Consider the following 16,808-nt stretch of genomic DNA (forward strand, 5'->3'; position numbering starts at 1 on the left):
GGTTTTAAGCAAAAGCGGCTGTTCACCCCACGGCAGGCCTGGTTGCAACACATTGCAACACATCGCCCTCCGCCACGCCAGCTTCTGAAAATTACATTCCTGAAAATCTTACTCAAAACGTTAATTTTTCCGCCAAAGTTGGCAGGGAGATACTGCTCTATAGGCTGTGGAAAAATTTCCACATTATTTGCGCCATATCCGCATATTTTTAATGAACCGAATAGCAATAGCTGCAAAGGAAAGTAATTTCGATTTAAGTCAATACAGAGTGAAGCCAATAATGCTCAAAATAAAATTTGCCAAGAAGATATTTTAATTATTATCAAAACCAATTGAATCAAAAGCATTAATAGTTGTCTTTAGGAATCGAATTAACCCATAATATTGGTTCTTCGAAATTAAATTCTCACCAAAAGTCACCAATATGTCACATTTATCTCGTGTCCTCCCCGGCATCGCGCTGCATCAACATGGTTGCCAGCCATGAAAAACCATTTGCTTGTAGCATTGTTTGTCATGCTGGGCCTGTCCGCCTGCGGCGGCGGGGGCGGTGGTGGTGGCGACACGGTGGTGGCGACCACCTCGGGTACGCCCGTCCTGATTCCCGCCGTGACGGCCGTCTCGGCGGCGAATGTCGCCATCGGTGGCAGCCTGGTGGTGACGGGCACGAATCTGAGCCGTGTGACGGCTTTCCAGGTGGGTGGCGTGAACGTTGCCGCCAGTGCCAGCAGCGACACCAGCGTGACTCTGGCCATGCCGGGCGTGCCCGTCACGGGCGCCTTGAGCCTGGTCAGCGCCAGCGGCACGGCGGCCACCAGCTATAACGTCACTGTGTACCTGCCATTGAGCGTGGGCAGCGTCGCACCGGCGACGGGCGGTGTCGGTTCCAGCGTGACGATCACGGGCGCCGGCATGGGCGCCGTGACGGCGGTACAGTTTGGCAATGGCGCGGCGGCAACGCCGCAAAGCCAGACGGCCAGCAGCGTGACGGTGGTAGTGCCTGCGGGCGCCGCGACTGGCGCACTGACGGTGCGCGGTCCCTACAACGATGTCGCCAGCGGCGACGCGTACACGGTCCTGGCCAGCGTGGCGGTGACGTCGATCTCGTCGGTTGTCAACGGCACGACCTTGTCGGTGACGCTGCAGGGCAGCAATCTCGATCAGGTCAGCTCGGCTTCGGTGGGCAATACGCCTGCCGTCATCGTCAGCGCCAGCGCCAGCCAGCTGCTGTTGTCCGCGCCAGCCTCGGCAACGGGCAACGTGATGTTGTCGGCCGCGTCGCGCATCGCCGTGAATGCGGGCACGGTGTCGGCCTTTACCTTGGGCAGTATTGATTTCGCGCAAGTACTGAATTTGAACGCCAGCAATACGGCCTTGCGCCTGACGCGCGGCAAGCCGGCCGCCGTGCGCGTGTCCGTGCTGGGCGCGCAAATGGGCCAGACCAGCCCGGCTGTCACCTTGAATGCGACGGCCGCCAATGGCAGCAATCTGGGCAGCATCGCGATGACGGGGCCGGCGCTCTTGCCGGTGACGAAGAACGATGACAGTTTCAATGGCAACTTCAGTGCCGTCCTGCCTTCCGGCTGGATCTTGCCCGGCGTGCGCGTGCGCGTGACGGCCGTCGGCAATGATGGCGTGCAAGTGAGCCAGGAAGCGGCGCCTGCGGTGGCCAGCCTGGCCAAAATTCGTCTGGTGCTCGTGCCCTTGAGCACCGATGATGGCGTGGCGCAACTGCCTGACGCCGAGGTAATCCGTGCCGCGTTGCTGCGCGTGTATCCGTATGCGACGGAAAATATCAGCATCACCACGCGCACTGCGCTGAGCATGCCAGGCAGCAGCACGGCCGACAGCTGGTGGAGCGATGCCTTGGGCAAGCTGGAAAACCAGCGCGCGCTGGAAGACAGCGGCGCCTATTATTATGGTTTCGTGCCGAAGATGTCCGTCAACAACGCCGCCGGCCTGGCCTACATCAACCAGCGCAGCAGCGGCAGCGACTTCACGTCGGCCATCGGCCTCGATGCCCGTTCCAACCGCATCGCAGCGGTCGACCCCTTCGGCAATCAATGGCCTCTATGGCTGACCACGCTCGTGCATGAGCTGGGCCACAACCACTCGCTGCAGCACGTAGCCTGCGGCGGTCCAGCCAATGCGGCTCCCGACTACCCGTATGCCAATGGCGATCTGGGTCCGCAAGCGCTGTACAACAGCAACTACGCGGGCAGCATCGGCCAGCTGAGCAAGGCAGTCTATGGCAACACGCCGATGAAGGACGTGATGAGCTATTGCAGCGGCGCCTGGTTCTCCGACTACAGCTATGCGCGGGTGCAGCAATTCCTGGAAAAACGCAGCACGCAGATTACGGGCAGCAATGTGCTGGCCGCCAGCATGTCCGTGGCCGAGAATGGCTATCTGACGATTTCCGGCCGCATCACGCCATCGGGCGTGGGTCTGCGTCCCGCCGTTGCTTCGTCGGTGCGCATCGGCGTCGCTGCCAGTGGCAGCGGCCATGCTTATACCTTGCGCGTGCTGACGGCGTCGGGGCAGACTATCGACTTGCCCTTCGATGCCGTCTCCGTGGCCGACCATGGCGGTAACGCCATGAGCCATTTCCGCGTCAGCTTCGCCAACCCGGGCGATATCAGCGACGTGCAAGTGCTGCAAAACGGCAAGGCTTTAGCCAAGCTGGAGCGCCCGGCGCGCCGCAGCAAGGTCGCCGCCAACGATGCCACGTTCGATGCGACACAAAGCGGCGGCAAGCTGGCGCTGGTCTGGAATGCCCAGTCGGAACCGTATGCCGCCGTGCTGCACGTGGCCGCCGATGGCCGCAAGACGGTGGTCGCCACTGACTTGACGGGTGGCAAAGCCAGCGTCGACGTGAGCGCCTTGCCGGCCGGCGGCCGTTTCGAGGTCAGCCTGTCGTCGTCCGTGGGCGCACGCCTGATGAAGGTGCAGCGCCGCTAAGCCAGCGGGCCGGATGCAACAAGGGCTTGCCGCGGCAAGCCCTTTTTTTATGTGCGCAGCATTCGTGCGCAAACCGCACAGATCCTGTGCCGGGCGCAGGCTGCCATTTCTCATCCCGCCTGCCTAGAATGGGGCTTCATCCACTTGCGGAGCATCCCATGCCCATCCTGAACCTGCGTTTGTCCACCGCGCCCGATGCGCGCCAGTCGGCCGCCATCGCCGCCACCCTGAGCCAATTGACGGCGCAGCTGCTGCACAAGGCGCCCGAACTGACGTCGGTGGCGATCAGCCATCTTGACGCGCCGCACTGGTTTGTCGGCGGGCCATCCTTGCAAGCGCAAGGCAAGGCCAGTTTTTTCCTCGATATCCTGATCAGCGATGAAACGAATACGGCCGCCGAAAAGGCCGCGTATATCGCCGCCGTGTTCGCCGCCATGGAGGAGTATCTCGGCGTCTTGCATGACGTCAGCTACATCCACGTGCATGACGCGCGCCAGGCGGCCTGGGGCTACGGCGGCTTGACGCAGCAGTTCCGCGCCGTGCGCAAGGCGCTGCAGCAGCCGTGATCAATCCCAGCGGCGATCTTGATAGTGTTGCACGGCAAAATCGATGAAGGCCCTGACCTTGGGCGACAGCTGGCGGCTGTGCGGATACAGCGCGTACAGGGTGCGTGGGTGCAAGGTGTAGCCGGGTAGCACTTCCACCAGCTGGCCGCTGCGCAGCGCGTCGCGCACGATGAAGGCGGCCGCGCCGGCAATTCCCATGCCGCCCACGGCCGCTTCGCGCAGGGCAACACTGGTATTGGCTTGCAGGCTGCCGCGCACGGCCACCTTGTGCGCGGCGCCGTCGTTATCCGTGAACGACCACTCCGCCGGCTTGTCGCCGGAGGTGTACATCAGGCAATTGTGCTGGACCAGGTCTTGCGGCGTAGCCGGATGGCCATGGCGCGCCAGGTAGGCCGGCGCGGCGACGGCCACCGTGCGGCTGCTGGCCAGCTGGCGCGCCACCAGGGTGGAATCGGGCAAGCCGCGCGCCAGGCGCAGCGCCACGTCGAAGCCATCGTCGATCAGGTCGACGATGCGGTCATTGCAGACCAGGTCGATGTGGATGTGCGGGTATAGGCGGGAAAAATCGGGCAGCCAGGCGGCCAGTTCCAGAGTGCCGAAAGCCATCGGCGCATTGATGCGCAGGCTGCCGGACGGTTGCGCCTGGTGCATGGCGACGGCGCGGTCGGCCGCGTCGAGGGCGTCGAGGATGTCGCGGCTGGCCAGATAGTATTCCTGGCCGGCCGCCGTCAGGGCGAAGCGGCGCGTGGTGCGGTTGAGCAACTGTGCGCCCAGCTGGCTTTCCAGCTGGCGGATCTGGCGCGAGACGATGGAGTGGGATATGCCCAGCGCGTTGCCTGCGGCCGTGAAGCTGCCCAGTTCCACGACGCGGCGCAGGGCGCGCAGGGCGGTCAGCTGGTCCATGGGCACGTGCCGGTTTAAACGAAGCGCTTGCCTTCGAGTGGGAAGCCCTTGATGAATTCGGCCGCAGGCAGGCGCTTGCCGCCCGGTTTTTGCAGTTCCGTCAGGCGCAGGGAGCCATTGCCGCAAGCGACGACGATGCCGTGCTGGGCGTCGGCCGCCAGTACCTGGCCGGGCGCTTCCTTGCTGTCCGCTTCGATTACCTCGGCGGCCCAGATCTTGATGGTGACGCCATCGACCTGGCCGCAGGCGCCGGGAAACGGATTGAAGGCGCGGATTTTTAGGCCCAGTTCCAGCGCCGGCAAGCTGAAATCGAGCGCCGCTTCTTCCTTGGCGATTTTCGCCGCGTACGTGACGCCCGCTTCCGGCTGCGGCACGGCTTCGAGCGGTTGCTGCTGCATCTTGCGCAGGGTTTCGACGATCATCTTGCCGCCCAGGGTGGCCAGCTTGTCGTGCAGGCTGGCGGTGGAGTCGCCCGCTTCGATGGGCGTGCGCTCGATGGCCAGCATGGGCCCCGTATCGAGGCCTTCTTCCATCTGCATGATGGTCACGCCCGTTTCATCGTCACCCGCTTCGATGGCGCGGTGGATCGGTGCAGCGCCGCGCCAGCGCGGCAGCAAGGAACCGTGGATATTGATGCAGGGTTTGATGTCGAGCGTGCTGCGCGGCAAGATCAAGCCATAGGCCGCCACCACCATCACATCGTAATCGGTGGCCAGCAGGCGCTCGTGGGCCGCCTTCGCTTCGGCGGCGCGCTGCGGGTCCTTGCTGTCCATGCGCAGGGACAAGGGCTGCAGCACTTCGATGCCGTGCTGCTGTGCATACTGCTTGACGGCCGAGGCGTGCAATTGCATGCCGCGTCCGGCAGGGCGGTCGGGCTGGGTCAGCACCAGCGGAATCTCGAATCCCGCTTCGTGCAAGTCTTTCAGGGCCGTGGCGGCGAATTCAGGCGTGCCTGCGAAGATCACTTTCATATGGTTCCTTGACGTGAGGTGCGCAGGCCCGCGCCCGAGGGCGCCAGGCTGGCGTGGTAAGACGATTACTGTTGCTGCTTAGTCTATCAGCAGTAGCTTAGAAGCGGCGGTTCTGTGCACGCAAGCTGGCTTCGCGCTCGAGACCACGGATTTCCTTGATCATCTTGGTCTTGATGCGGTTGCGCTTGAGCGGCGACAGGTATTCGACGAATACCTTGCCCAGCAAGTGATCCATCTCATGCTGGATGCAGACGGCCAGCAAGCCATCGGCTTCCAGTTCGAACTGCTTGCCGTGGCGGTCCTGGGCGCGCACCTTGATGCGGGCCGGGCGCTCGACGCCGTCGTAGACGCCAGGCACGGACAGACAGCCTTCGTCGTAGACCTGCTTTTCTTCGCTGGCCCAGGTGATTTCCGGGTTGACGAACACTTGCAGCTGTTTTTTCTCTTCGGTGGTGTCGATCACCATCATCTGGATGTGTTCGTCCACTTGCGACGCGGCCAGACCAACGCCAGGGGCGTCGTACATGGTTTCAGCCATGTCATCGATCAGGGTTTGCAGGCGCGCGTCAAATTCGGTGACGGGCTTGGCGACCGTGTGCAGGCGCGGATCGGGGTAACGCAGGATATTTAATATGGACATACGGATTCGACTGGTTAAGGTGGGCGCCGGTGCGCCGGATTATTCATGCCTGGGCCATGCGAACGATGGCAGGGCTATTTTATTTTTGAGTACGCTACGGTTGGGCGCGTGTGGCGCAACGGCGCGGCAGATGCGTTTGCCAGTGCGCTATTCGTTTGCTGCAAAGGGAAATTTTATCACAGACGCCCCTTTCCCTGTGGACGGCGGGCCGTTTTGCACGGCCATTGCACGCATTGTTGCGCGTGTCGGTATCGCGTGCGCGCCATGGCGCTAGCATGGGATGGCACCGTACACAGCGAGGTTGTCATGCATGCAATTGCAACGACGGCAGACACGGCCACGGAACTGGCGGGCTGGCTGCGCCTGCAGCACCTGCCCGGCGTGGGTCCCGTGGCGGCGCGCGCCTTGCTGGCCCGCTTCGGCTTGCCGCCGGCCATCTTCGCCGCCTCCTTCGAGGCCTTGCGCGAAGTGGTGCCGGCCAGCGTGGCGCGCGCCATCGCGCAGCCGCCCAAGCCGGTGGCCAACAGCCAGCTCGAGCTCACCCTGCAGTGGCTGCAGCGCCCCGGCAACGCCGTGCTGACCCTGGCCGATGCCGCGTATCCGCCCCTGCTGCTGGAAATCGCCGATCCGCCGCTCTTGTTATATGTGCGGGGGCGGGCCGAACTGCTGTCGCGTCCCGGTGTGGCCATCATCGGCAGCCGCAATGCCAGCGCGCAAGGCATGCAGAATGCGGCAGCCTTTGCGCAAGCCCTCAGCGCGGCAGGCTTGACCATTATTTCCGGGCTGGCGCTGGGCATCGACACGCACGCGCACGAGGGCGGTTTGCGCGGCGCGGGCGGCACGGTGGCCGTGATCGGCACGGGCGCCGATCTGGTGTATCCGCGACGTAACCTTGATCTGGCGCAAAGAATCGCCGAACAAGGCTGCATCGTCAGCGAGTATGCGCTGGGTTTGCCGGCCATGCCAGGTAACTTTCCGCGCCGCAATCGCCTGATCAGCGGCCTGGCGCGCGGCGTGCTGGTGATCGAGGCGGCCGCGCAATCGGGTTCATTGATCACGGCGCGCCTGGCCGGCGAGCAGGGGCGCGACGTATATGCCTTGCCCGGTTCCATCCATGCGACGTTGGCCAAGGGTTGCCATGCACTCATCAAGCAGGGCGCCAAGCTGGTCGAGTCGGCGGACGATGTGCTGCAGGAACTGCAATGGCTGGGCGGCGCTCCCCACGTGCCGCCAGCGGTGGAAGACGAACCGCCGCTGCTGGCCGCGCTGGGCCACGATCCGCTCGATGCCGACACCTTGGCCGCGCGCAGCGGTCTGGCCATGGGCGCGCTGATGGGCGAATTGCTGGCGCTGGAGCTGGCGGGCCGCGTGGAACGCTTGCCGGGAGGACTGTTTCAACGCTGCAAATGACAGCTAGGCACTTGTGTGGCGGCCTTGCCGCACGGGCGCGCTTTGTCTGTGCACACCCTTGTGTCTTAGCGAACTTAGCTGCTAGAGTAGAGCCATGTTCGATATCCTGGTGTACCTCTACGAGACTTACTATCGCCCCGATGCCTGCCCCGAGCCGGCGGTCCTGGCGCGCAAACTGTCGGCCGTCGGTTTTGACGACGTGGAGATTTCCGAGGCGCTCGTCTGGCTGACGGACTTGAACGCCATGGCCGGCGTCGAACAGACCCTGACGGCCAGTTCCACGGGCACGCGCTTCTATGTGCAGCAGGAAAGCGACGTGCTGGGCACGGCCGCCATCGGCTTCATCCAGTTCCTCGAAAGCGCCAAGGTACTCTCGCCGCTGCAGCGCGAAATCGTCATCGAACGGGCGCTGGCGCTCGACGAGGCACCCGTGTCGCTGGGCAAGCTGAAAGTCATCGTGCTGATGCTGCTGTGGAGCCAGGGCAAGGAACCGGACGCCCTGATGTTCGACGACCTGTTTGTCGACGACGAAGATCTGCCGCCGCGCCTGCTGCACTAGTCTCTACACCCCCCCGGCCGCACCTGGCGCCGCTGCCGCGCCATCTCCCTTACTATATGCTGCGGCACCGCGCACGCCAGACCATTCTGTTTGCGCCTGCGCATTCTTGCTTGCAGATAACTTGCCGAATTCTTCAATAGGCGCTTATCATTGGCCGCTTGACAAGACCACAAGTCACAAGGCCTTGCGCAGACAAAAGCGTCGGCGCCTGGCAATGCACTGTATGATGCGCATGCTGAAACTATCCTAGAGCATTTTTCGAGACCACAAAATATGACAAAAACCCTCATCATCGCCGAGAAGCCTTCTGTCGCGAACGATATCGCGAAGACGCTTGGCGGCTTCACCAAGCACGATGAGTACTTTGAATCGGATGAATACGTCCTGTCCTCGGCGGTCGGCCACTTGCTGGAGATCGCCGTACCGGAAGAATTCGACGTGAAGCGCGGCAAATGGAGTTTCGCGCACTTGCCGATGATTCCACCGTATTTCGCGCTGAACCCGATCGCCAAGACGGAAGCGCGTCTCAAAGTATTAAACAAGCTGATCAAACGCAAAGACGTTACCACCCTCATCAACGCATGCGATGCGGGGCGCGAAGGCGAGCTGATTTTCCGCCTGATTGCGCAAAACGCGAAAGCCAAGCAACCGGTCAAGCGCCTGTGGCTGCAGTCGATGACGCCGGGCGCCATCCGCGACGGTTTCTCGCACCTGCGCAGCGACGAAGAAATGCTGCCGCTGGCGGACGCGGCCCGCTGCCGTTCGGAAGCCGATTGGTTGATCGGTATCAATGGCACGCGCGCCATGACGGCGTTTAATTCGAAAGAAGGCGGCTTTTACCTGACGACCGTGGGCCGCGTGCAAACGCCGACCCTGTCCATCGTGGTCGAACGCGAAGATAAAATTAAGAAATTCGTGCCGCGCGACTTCTGGGAAGTGCGCGCCGAATTCGTCTGCGCGGCCGGTATCTATGAAGGCCGCTGGCTCGACACGAAGTTCAAGAAGGACGAGAACGATCCCGAGAAGCGCGCCGAGCGCCTGTGGAGCAAGACGGCTGCCGACTCGATCGCCACCGCCTGCCGCGGCCGCCAAGGCATCGTCACGGAAGAATCGAAACCGACCACCTCGATGGCGCCGGGCCTGTTCGACCTGACCAGCCTGCAGCGCGAAGCGAACTCGCGTTTCGGTTTCTCCGCTAAAAATACCCTGGGCCTGGCCCAGGCGCTGTACGAAAAGCACAAGGTGCTGACGTATCCGCGTACCGATTCGCGCCACCTGCCGGAAGACTACATGCCGACCGTGCTGCAGGCGCTGGAAACGGTGAAGGAAAACAGCAACTACCACCAGTTCGCCAAGCAGATCATCGACAAGGGCTGGGTCAAGCCGAACAAGCGCATCTTCGACAACACGAAGATCTCGGATCACTTCGCGATCATTCCGACGACGATCGCGCCAAAGAATTTGTCCGAGCCGGAACAGAAGTTGTACGACCTGGTCACGCGCCGCTTCATGGCCGTGTTCTTCCCGCCTGCGGAATTCCAGGTCACCACGCGCTACACGGAAGTGTCCGGCCATCAGTTCAAGACTGAAGGCAAGGTCATGACCAATCCGGGCTGGCTGGCCATCTACGGCAAGGAAGCCTCGACGGACGCCGACAAGGAAAGCAATGGCAACGGCAATCTGGTGCCAGTGGCCAAGGGCGAGAAAGTACAGACGGAAAGCGTCAACGCGAATGGCCTGGTGACGAAACCGCCTGCGCGCTTCACGGAAGCGACCTTGCTGTCGGCCATGGAAGGCGCCGGTAAATTGATCGACGACGACGAGCTGCGCGATGCGATGGCTGGCAAGGGCCTCGGCACGCCAGCGACGCGCGCGGCCACCATCGAGGGCTTGCTGACGGAACGCTATCTGATCCGCGAAGGCCGCGAGCTGATCCCGACGGCCAAGGCGTCGCAGCTGATGACCTTGTTGAAAGGCCTGGGCGTCAATGAATTGACGGCGCCGGAGCTGACGGGCGAGTGGGAATACAAGCTGTCGCAGATGGAAAAAGGCAAGATTTCGCGCGAAGAATTCATGCGCGAAATCGCGCAGATGACGCAAATCATCGTCAAGCGCGCCAAGGAATACGACAACGACACGATTCCCGGCGACTATGCGACCCTGGAAACGCCATGCCCGAATTGCAGCGGCGTGGTGAAGGAAAACTACCGCCGTTTCGCCTGCACCAAGTGCGAATTTTCGATGAGCAAGACGCCGGGTTCGCGCCAGTTCGAAATCGCCGAAGTGGAGCAGTTGCTGAAGGACCGTACCATCGGCCCGCTGCAAGGCTTCCGCTCGAAGATGGGCCGTCCGTTCGCCGCCATCCTGCGCATCGTGCGCGATGAAGAGATCAAGAACTTCAAGCTGGAATTCGATTTCGGCCAGAACGACGAGAGCGAAGATGGCGAAGGCGTCGATTTCACGGGCCAGACGCCCGTGGGACCTTGCCCCAAGTGCAATGCCGGCGTGTACGAAATGGGCCTGGCCTATGTATGCGAACACAGCATGGCCAAGCCGAAGACGTGCGACTTCCGCAGCGGCCGCATCATCTTGCAGCAGGAAATCTTGCCAGAACAAATGGCAAAACTGCTCAACGATGGCAAGACGGATTTGTTGCCTGGGTTCGTATCCCAGCGTACCCGTCGTCCGTTCAAGGCCTTCCTCGTGCGCGGCAAGGATGGCAAGGTGAGCTTCGAGTTTGAAGAGCGCAAGGCCAAGCCGGGCGCGAAGACGAAGGCGGCAGCCGTTGAGGCCGAAGGCGAAGAAGGCGCGGCGCCAGCGAAGAAAACGGCGGTCAAAAAGGCTGCCGTGAAGAAAGCGCCAGCGAAGAAAGCTGCGGCCGTGAAAAAGCCGGCCGCCAAGAAGGCGCCGGCGAAGAAAGCGGCAGCGGCGGAGTAATCTAGCCTCAGCCAGACAAAAGCCAGGGATGTCCCTGGCTTTTTTTACGTCCCGATTTTAGTTGGCGCTTAGTCCAGGTAGTCGGAATACTCGCGCTGCGCGTAGTTCTGCAAATTCGCCCACGGCTGCGCCTTGCTGACGGTCGGCTGCAGCTTGACGTCGACCCGGCGATAGAAGGTATTCGCGCGGTCGCCGCTTTCGATGACCAGGGGAATCTGCTTTTGCTCATCCCACAGGATGCGCTGGAACACGCCATTCTTTTCCACTTCGCGCCAGCGCGCGCCCGTCACGGTCGATGCCTGTTTCGACAGTGGCATGGCGGTGACCAGTTTCGGGTCCAGCAGATAAAAACTGTTTTCCCAGGAACCGTCAAAATTGACGTTTTCGTACTCGGCCTTGGGGATGGCGACGACGATCTTGTCATGCGCATCGATGTATTCCACGCGCACGGTATTCTTTTCCAGCATCACGTGGCGCGGGATCAGCACGGGATTGAAGTGCTTGTGTTCATGCTGCGTGGCCTTCAGCGCCACTTTCCTGTTGTCGCCGTGGTTGTGGCCCGCATGCGCATCGGTCGACGGCGCCAGTACGCGCTCGACCCACACGTGGCCGGGGCGGCGCAGCATCTTTTCTTCGTAGCGGCTCTCGCGCGTCACGCCTTCCGGCGTCAGGACGCGGCTGTAATAGGTGATACCCAGGTCCAGGTCGGCAGGAGCGGATGGCGTGGCGGGGGCGGCTTGCGCGCTGGCGGCAAAGCCGGCGGCGAGGAGGACGGCGATCAGGGACGATTTCATGGTGTTGCCTTTACGTGCAGAGGGGCGGAGGGCTTGCGCCATCCGCCCCGGTGGGGTTGCCGTGTTGATGTGGATCAGAAGCCGAACGCCGCCTTCAGCAAGTCAAACACCTTGGTGTTGTCCAGGGTGCCCTTGAAGGGTTTTGCGCCGGCGCCCGTGGCCAGCAGCTTGACGTCGCCGCCGCCGTGGGTTTCGCTGGCCAGACGCACGCCTGTTTCTTGCAGGTAGTTGTCTTTCAGGGCCGTGGCGCTGTCGACGTTGCTGCGCAGGGCAGGGCGGTTCGGGCCATTGCCGAACACCAGGGTGGTGTAGGTATTGCCATCGGCATCCTTGCTCGGCTGGTTATCCTTGTAGCCGCGGTTGATGTCGAGGATATTGTTGCCGCGCTTGCCATAGCCGTTGAAGGCCAGGGTGTGGTCATGGTCGGCCGTGACGACGATCAGGGTATTGGCCAGGGTCGGATCGGTTTCCTTGATCTTGGCGATGGCGGCCTTGATGGCGTCGTCGAAGGCGATGGTGTCCGTCAGCGCGCGCTTGGCGTTGATGCCGTGCAAGGCGTGGTCGATGCGGCCGCCTTCAACCATCAGGAAATAGCCGTTCGCGTTTTTCGACAGCAAGTCGATGGCCTTGAGGGTCATTTCCGACAGGCTAGGCTGGGTCGCGCCTTCGCCCAGCGGTGGCGTGGCCGTACGGTCCAGTTCATACTCCAGGTGGCTGCGGGTGCTGTACAGGCCGATGAATTTTTTCCCGCCAGGCGCCGCCGCCATTTCCGCTTTCGTCGCGGCCACGGTGTAGCCCTTGGCGGCAAATTCCGTCAACAGGTTGCGGCCATCGGCGCGGCCATACTTGTTGCTTGCCGACCAAGGCGTGAAGTGGTTGCGGCCGCCGCCCATCAGCACGTCGACGCCGTCGCCCAGCGCCGTGTTGTAGCCCGCGCCGCCTGGCGTCGCTTGCGCGGCGATCGCGTATTGCGCATTGCGGTTGCAGATGTGCGAGAACGTCGTCGCCGGCGTGGCATGCGTCAGTTCCGTGGTGGTGATGGCGCCCACGGCCTTGCCCTTGGCTTTCGCCAGTTCCAGGATGGTCGGCGCGCTCTTGCCGCCGGTCGGGCAATTGTCCACGCCCAGGTTGCCGTTGGCGTCGCGGCCGGGCTCTTTGGCGATCGTCTCCTGCGCCATCGAGATGACTTCATTGTTCATCTTGACGCCGGTCATGTAGGCGGCCATCGATGGCGCGCTGTCCGTCGTTTGCGCATCGTTCGAGAACGTCTTGATGCGCGCCGTGCGCTCCAGCGTGTCCATCGTCAGGCTGCCGTTTTCGCCGTATTGGTAGATGCGCGACGCCGTCACGACGGACGGGCCCATGCCGTCGCCGAGGAAGAAGATGACGTTCTTGGCGTCGGCGGCGTAGGCGCTGGCAACGCTGGCGGCCACGAGCGTGGTCAGCAGCGACAGTTTCAATGCAACGGGTTTCAAGGTGAATTTCATATGCTTGTCCAATGTTGATGTCTTGGGGATTACAGACCGCCGGCCGTCTTGACCAGGCCGAATACTTTGGTGTTGTCGATGGTGCCCAGGAAGGTTTCCGAACCCTTGCCGATGGCGCCCAGGAAGACGTCGGTGCCGCCGTGGGTTTCATTGCCGATGGCCGTGCGGATCACCGCTTCCTGATGGTAATTATTGGCGCTGGTGACGGTTTCATCGAGGCTGGCCATGGCGGCGCGGCTCGATTGGGTGCGGTTTTCGCCATTGCCGAAGCCGATGATTGAATACGGTGCGCCGTCCAGGTCTTTTTCGACCGCGCCGGTGACGTAGTTCTTCACCACGCCCAGCACGCCAGGGTTGCCGGCCGCCGTCTTGCCCGTGCGCTTGGCGTAGCCGTTCAGTACCAGGGTGTGGTCATGGTCGGCCGTGACGACGATCAGGGTATTGGCCAGGTTCGGGTCGGTGAGCTTGGCTTTCTCGATGGCGGCCTTGATGGCGTTGTCGAACGCAACGGTGTCTTGCAGCGCTTTCTTGGCCGTCGTTTCGTGCAGTGCATGGTCGATGCGGCCGCCTTCGACCATCAGGAAGTAACCCTTCTTGTTCTTGGCCAATACGTCCATGGCCTTGGTGGTCATTTCCGCCAGGCTAGGTTCCTTGGCTGCATCGCGGTCCAGGTCGTAGCTCATGTGGCTGGACGTGAACACGCCGAACAAACGCTCCGTCTTGGCCGCATCGACGGCCTTGAAGTCGGTGGCGTTGTTGGCGACCGTGTAGCTTTTGGCCTTCAGTTCGGCGACCAGGTCGCGCCCGTCGGAACGCTTGCCGCCATCCTTGAACGGCTTGAAGAATTGCGCGCCGCCGCCGAGGATCACGTCCAGGCCAGCGGTGCCCAGCGCGCTGTTGTAGCCCGTGCCGCCCGGTACCAGGGCCGCGGCGATATCGTTTTCCAGGTCGCGGTGGCAGATGTGCGAGTAGGTGGCGGCCGGCGTGGCGTGCGTCACGCGCGCCGTGCTGACGACGCCGGCGGCAAAGCCCTTGGCCTTGGCCAGTTCCAGCAGCGTGGTGGCGGGCGTGCCGTTGCCGGTGCCGCATTTGTTGACCAGCTTGTTGCCGTTCGCATCCGTGCCCGGATCGATGGCGACCGTATTGGCCGACATCGAGATGACTTCATTGTTCATCTTGACGCCGGTCATGTAGGCGGCCATCGATGGCGCGCTGTCCGTCACTTGCGCGTCGTTCGAGAAGGTTTTCACGAAGGCCGTTTCCGGCAGGGTATCCATGGTCAGCGCACCTTCTTCGCCCACCGAATAGATGCGCGCGGCCGTCATGGTGGTCAGGCCCATGCCATCGCCGAGGAAGAAAATGACGTTTTTCGGTGGCGCTTCGACCACTGCCTCTTCTTTTTTTGCATCGCTGCCGCAGGCGGCCAGCATCAGGGTGATGGCGACGCTGCAGCCAGCGACGGAAATTTTTCTGCGTGTCATGTGGTTCATCCGGCTAGGTTGGAAAGAGCTGGCAAGATAACAATCCAATGTGACGCCATCATGACGCTGTGACACATTTGGCCACGCCGGTGCGCGTCCCCCGGTCGTGTTGTTTTAGCGCACGTCCTCGATAGAAAAGTACATCGTACCGCGTAAGGCCGCCGCTGCCCGCCTGTGAGCGCAGGGCTGGCCGCGAGGTGGTGGTGGGCAGTCGATATCTATATTCCGTAACAACACAGTATTTTGAAGAAATTTAGGACTAGTCTTATTTTCAATATAGGGGATGTGAGGCAAGATAGAACTGCAAGTGCTTTTTTCTTGTAATGCCGTTTTAACATCCGAAGAGTGGCATGAAAGTAAGTGATTTTCATGCTTCATGCAAAAGTGGGCGCTTAAATCATTCTTTGTAGGTCGACCATTTTAAATAAATTGATCAGTGCATCAGATGTAATTATATTTTAATGGTTTAAGTCTGATTTAAATTTTCGTTAATTTTATGGGATTACTCCTTCAAGTGAAGGTGTTAAAAAAGGATTAAAGATGCAAGTATTGACTATGGATGAAGTAATGATGGTGTCTGGCGGTGATCGTGGCGATGCAACTGCTGGAGGCGCTGTTAATGGTGCTGCGGCTGGTGCTGGCGCCAGTTATGCTATCGCACGTGGTGCTGGTTATGGTATGCGGGCCGGACTTGGTTTGGGCGCGTTAGGTATGATTGGTGGTGCTGTCATTGGTGGTGGAATTGGTTACATCGCTTATCGTATAGCAAACTAATATAATTAACGAAGTTGCACGGTGAGCATGCTGCAGGGCATGCTCATTTTAGGAGAAATAAATGATTGACAATGATTTAAAAAAACATAACATTTCAGGATTCGTTATATTCATTTTAATCATTGTATTTTCATCTGCTAGTCTTCCCGCTATATTTGGGAAAGCAGTCACGGTATCTCCGATGTTGATATTTGTAATGGTGATTCTTAGCAGCTTGCCACATTACATAAAGCCAAAAAATAAAAAAGTGGATGATGAAGCATTAATTTTTGGCAAGATTTTTTTTATAAATTTATCGATCTCTGCATTCCTTTCTATTTTGGCGATATTCATATATAAATTTGCACTTACATTTAATTAGATAGTTATAATTTTCTAACAGCGGGTTTAATAACTTGACGGAAAGTTAGCGGATGCAGCAGCAACCATCCCATGGCCAGGTAAATCATGTTTCCGACACGTCAATGCGCTGTTCGTAGTCGTGCACCAGGCGCCGGTAACGCATCAGCCACGCGAACGTTCGCTCGACCACCCAGCGCGTTGGCTGAACAGTGAAACCTTGCTGCCCCTGCAGGCGGCGCACGACTTCGACAGTAAAGTCGAGAAACGCGGCCTTGTCCATCAACTGTCTGCGATCGTATGCTGCATCCCCAAACAGATGATTTACCCATGGCCAGCGTTTGATCAAACCATCAAGCACCATCTGTGCACCAGTGGAGTCGGCAATGTCGGCTGGCGTCAAGTTGATCGCCAGCAAGCGGCCATCTGTGTGACTGCAGTGTGACTGCAATATGACGTTTGCGCCCGCTGAGTTTCTTGTTGGCGTCATAACCTCGTTCGCGCGCCGGGGGCCTTCACGCTCTGGCTATCGATAATGCCAGCACTTGGCAGCACCTCCCGCTCATTGCACAAGCGATCCCGCATCAGCGCCAAGTCATGAATGGTACGAAACAGCATGCGTCGCATCAGCCGCCGAAACCAGTAATAAACTGTCTGATACGGCGGGAAATCATTAGGCAGCATGCGCCACTCGCACCCGGATCGCAACATGTAACGCAGCGCATTGATCACTGCGCGCAAATCCGTCTTGCGAGGCCTTCCCGTCTTCGCTTGCTTTGGCAACAGCGGCGCGATCAGGCGCCACTCTTCATCTTTCACATCCGTGGGATAGCCACGTTTGAGTGCCGTCCTCACCTGCTGATGCCGGCTTCGATTCTCTTGCGTCCACATCGTCAATCGCTCCAAAACATCAGGATGCTTTGACCCGAAAGTTACTATGAAGTTTTTAAACCGTCACATGTACGCATTGATTAATTGATCAGACG

13 protein-coding genes and 1 pseudogene are annotated in these 16,808 nt (G+C 60.4%); 7 read left to right on the forward strand and 7 right to left on the reverse strand.

Annotated features, from left to right (window positions below; genetic code table 11):
• Positions 1 to 483: 483 nt before the first annotated feature.
• Positions 484 to 2,961 (forward strand): IPT/TIG domain-containing protein, encoded by a 2,478-nt coding sequence (locus tag FG13_RS22640; protein WP_152598839.1) that lies wholly within the window; start codon positions 484 to 486, stop codon positions 2,959 to 2,961.
• Between the two features lie 158 nt (positions 2,962 to 3,119).
• Positions 3,120 to 3,527 carry a tautomerase family protein gene (locus FG13_RS22645; protein WP_035824539.1) on the forward strand — a complete coding sequence of 136 codons (408 nt, stop codon included), beginning with the start codon at positions 3,120 to 3,122 and terminating at the stop codon, positions 3,525 to 3,527.
• Here FG13_RS22645 and FG13_RS22650 read toward each other — a convergent pair whose 3' ends face one another.
• The 3 genes from FG13_RS22650 to def form a co-directional block, all read right to left on the reverse strand.
• Complete coding sequence (locus FG13_RS22650) at positions 3,528 to 4,430, reverse strand: LysR family transcriptional regulator (RefSeq protein ID WP_035824541.1); 903 nt, start codon at positions 4,428 to 4,430, stop codon at positions 3,528 to 3,530. It abuts the gene before it with no gap.
• Positions 4,431 to 4,444: 14 nt separating this feature from the next.
• A complete protein-coding gene (gene fmt, locus FG13_RS22655) occupies positions 4,445 to 5,401 on the reverse strand; it encodes a methionyl-tRNA formyltransferase (RefSeq protein WP_035824543.1) in 957 nt (318 codons plus the stop codon).
• A 97-nt stretch (positions 5,402 to 5,498) separates the two neighbouring features.
• Positions 5,499 to 6,041, reverse strand: coding sequence for a peptide deformylase (gene def / locus FG13_RS22660; RefSeq protein ID WP_035824544.1), 543 nt, complete (start codon positions 6,039 to 6,041; stop codon positions 5,499 to 5,501).
• A 306-nt stretch (positions 6,042 to 6,347) separates the two neighbouring features.
• Between def and dprA the strand changes: the two genes are divergently transcribed.
• The 3 genes from dprA to FG13_RS22675 all read left to right on the forward strand — a co-directional run bounded on the left by dprA (position 6,348) and on the right by FG13_RS22675 (position 10,947).
• Entirely contained in the window at positions 6,348 to 7,451 is a 1,104-nt protein-coding gene (gene dprA, locus FG13_RS22665) for a DNA-processing protein DprA (protein WP_035824546.1), read from the forward strand.
• 94 nt (positions 7,452 to 7,545) lie between these two features.
• Complete coding sequence (locus tag FG13_RS22670; protein WP_034749287.1) at positions 7,546 to 8,010, forward strand: DUF494 family protein; 465 nt, start codon at positions 7,546 to 7,548, stop codon at positions 8,008 to 8,010.
• A 273-nt stretch (positions 8,011 to 8,283) separates the two neighbouring features.
• Positions 8,284 to 10,947, forward strand: coding sequence for a DNA topoisomerase III (locus FG13_RS22675; RefSeq protein WP_035824548.1), 2,664 nt, complete (start codon positions 8,284 to 8,286; stop codon positions 10,945 to 10,947).
• Positions 10,948 to 11,015: 68 nt separating this feature from the next.
• Here the strand turns inward: FG13_RS22675 and FG13_RS22680 are convergent, their stop codons facing one another.
• The 3 genes from FG13_RS22680 to FG13_RS22690 all read right to left on the reverse strand — a co-directional run bounded on the left by FG13_RS22680 (position 11,016) and on the right by FG13_RS22690 (position 14,709).
• Positions 11,016 to 11,741, reverse strand: a complete 726-nt coding sequence (locus FG13_RS22680; protein WP_035824550.1) for a hypothetical protein — start codon at positions 11,739 to 11,741, stop codon at positions 11,016 to 11,018.
• 74 nt (positions 11,742 to 11,815) lie between these two features.
• Positions 11,816 to 13,228, reverse strand: a complete 1,413-nt coding sequence (locus tag FG13_RS22685) for an alkaline phosphatase (protein ID WP_152598840.1) — start codon at positions 13,226 to 13,228, stop codon at positions 11,816 to 11,818.
• A gap of 29 nt (positions 13,229 to 13,257) precedes the next feature.
• Complete coding sequence (locus tag FG13_RS22690) at positions 13,258 to 14,709, reverse strand: alkaline phosphatase (protein ID WP_035824552.1); 1,452 nt, start codon at positions 14,707 to 14,709, stop codon at positions 13,258 to 13,260.
• Positions 14,710 to 15,249: 540 nt separating this feature from the next.
• Between FG13_RS22690 and FG13_RS30220 the strand changes: the two genes are divergently transcribed.
• Both FG13_RS30220 and FG13_RS30225 read left to right on the forward strand, forming a co-directional pair.
• The gene (locus FG13_RS30220) at positions 15,250 to 15,483 is read left to right on the forward strand and encodes a bacteriocin (RefSeq protein ID WP_152598841.1); all 234 of its coding nucleotides are present in this window, start codon (positions 15,250 to 15,252) and stop codon (positions 15,481 to 15,483) included.
• A 61-nt stretch (positions 15,484 to 15,544) separates the two neighbouring features.
• Positions 15,545 to 15,844, forward strand: coding sequence for a hypothetical protein (locus FG13_RS30225; protein WP_152598842.1), 300 nt, complete (start codon positions 15,545 to 15,547; stop codon positions 15,842 to 15,844).
• Positions 15,845 to 15,848: 4 nt separating this feature from the next.
• Here FG13_RS30225 and FG13_RS22695 read toward each other — a convergent pair.
• Positions 15,849 to 16,713 (reverse strand): annotated as a pseudogene (locus tag FG13_RS22695) (IS5 family transposase).
• Positions 16,714 to 16,808 lie beyond the last annotated feature (95 nt).

This window comes from Janthinobacterium sp. RA13 (assembly GCF_000745325.1).
GTDB classification, from domain to species: domain Bacteria; phylum Pseudomonadota; class Gammaproteobacteria; order Burkholderiales; family Burkholderiaceae_D; genus Janthinobacterium; species Janthinobacterium rivuli.

Excerpts from the sequence above, each read along its gene's own strand:
- FG13_RS22645 (WP_035824539.1), top strand. The coding sequence starts at position 3,120 with ATGCCCATCCTGAACCTGCGTTTGTCCACCGCGCCCGATGCGCGCCAG.
- FG13_RS30225 (WP_152598842.1), top strand. The coding sequence starts at position 15,545 with ATGATTGACAATGATTTAAAAAAACATAACATTTCAGGATTCGTTATA.
- FG13_RS22680 (WP_035824550.1), bottom strand. The coding sequence starts at position 11,741 with ATGAAATCGTCCCTGATCGCCGTCCTCCTCGCCGCCGGCTTTGCCGCC.
- FG13_RS22690 (WP_035824552.1), bottom strand. The coding sequence starts at position 14,709 with ATGACACGCAGAAAAATTTCCGTCGCTGGCTGCAGCGTCGCCATCACC.
- dprA (WP_035824546.1), top strand. The coding sequence starts at position 6,348 with ATGCATGCAATTGCAACGACGGCAGACACGGCCACGGAACTGGCGGGC.
- FG13_RS22640 (WP_152598839.1), top strand. The coding sequence starts at position 484 with ATGAAAAACCATTTGCTTGTAGCATTGTTTGTCATGCTGGGCCTGTCC.
- def (WP_035824544.1), bottom strand. The coding sequence starts at position 6,041 with ATGTCCATATTAAATATCCTGCGTTACCCCGATCCGCGCCTGCACACG.
- FG13_RS22670 (WP_034749287.1), top strand. The coding sequence starts at position 7,546 with ATGTTCGATATCCTGGTGTACCTCTACGAGACTTACTATCGCCCCGAT.
- fmt (WP_035824543.1), bottom strand. The coding sequence starts at position 5,401 with ATGAAAGTGATCTTCGCAGGCACGCCTGAATTCGCCGCCACGGCCCTG.
- FG13_RS22650 (WP_035824541.1), bottom strand. The coding sequence starts at position 4,430 with ATGGACCAGCTGACCGCCCTGCGCGCCCTGCGCCGCGTCGTGGAACTG.
- FG13_RS22675 (WP_035824548.1), top strand. The coding sequence starts at position 8,284 with ATGACAAAAACCCTCATCATCGCCGAGAAGCCTTCTGTCGCGAACGAT.
- FG13_RS22685 (WP_152598840.1), bottom strand. The coding sequence starts at position 13,228 with ATGAAATTCACCTTGAAACCCGTTGCATTGAAACTGTCGCTGCTGACC.
- FG13_RS30220 (WP_152598841.1), top strand. The coding sequence starts at position 15,250 with ATGCAAGTATTGACTATGGATGAAGTAATGATGGTGTCTGGCGGTGAT.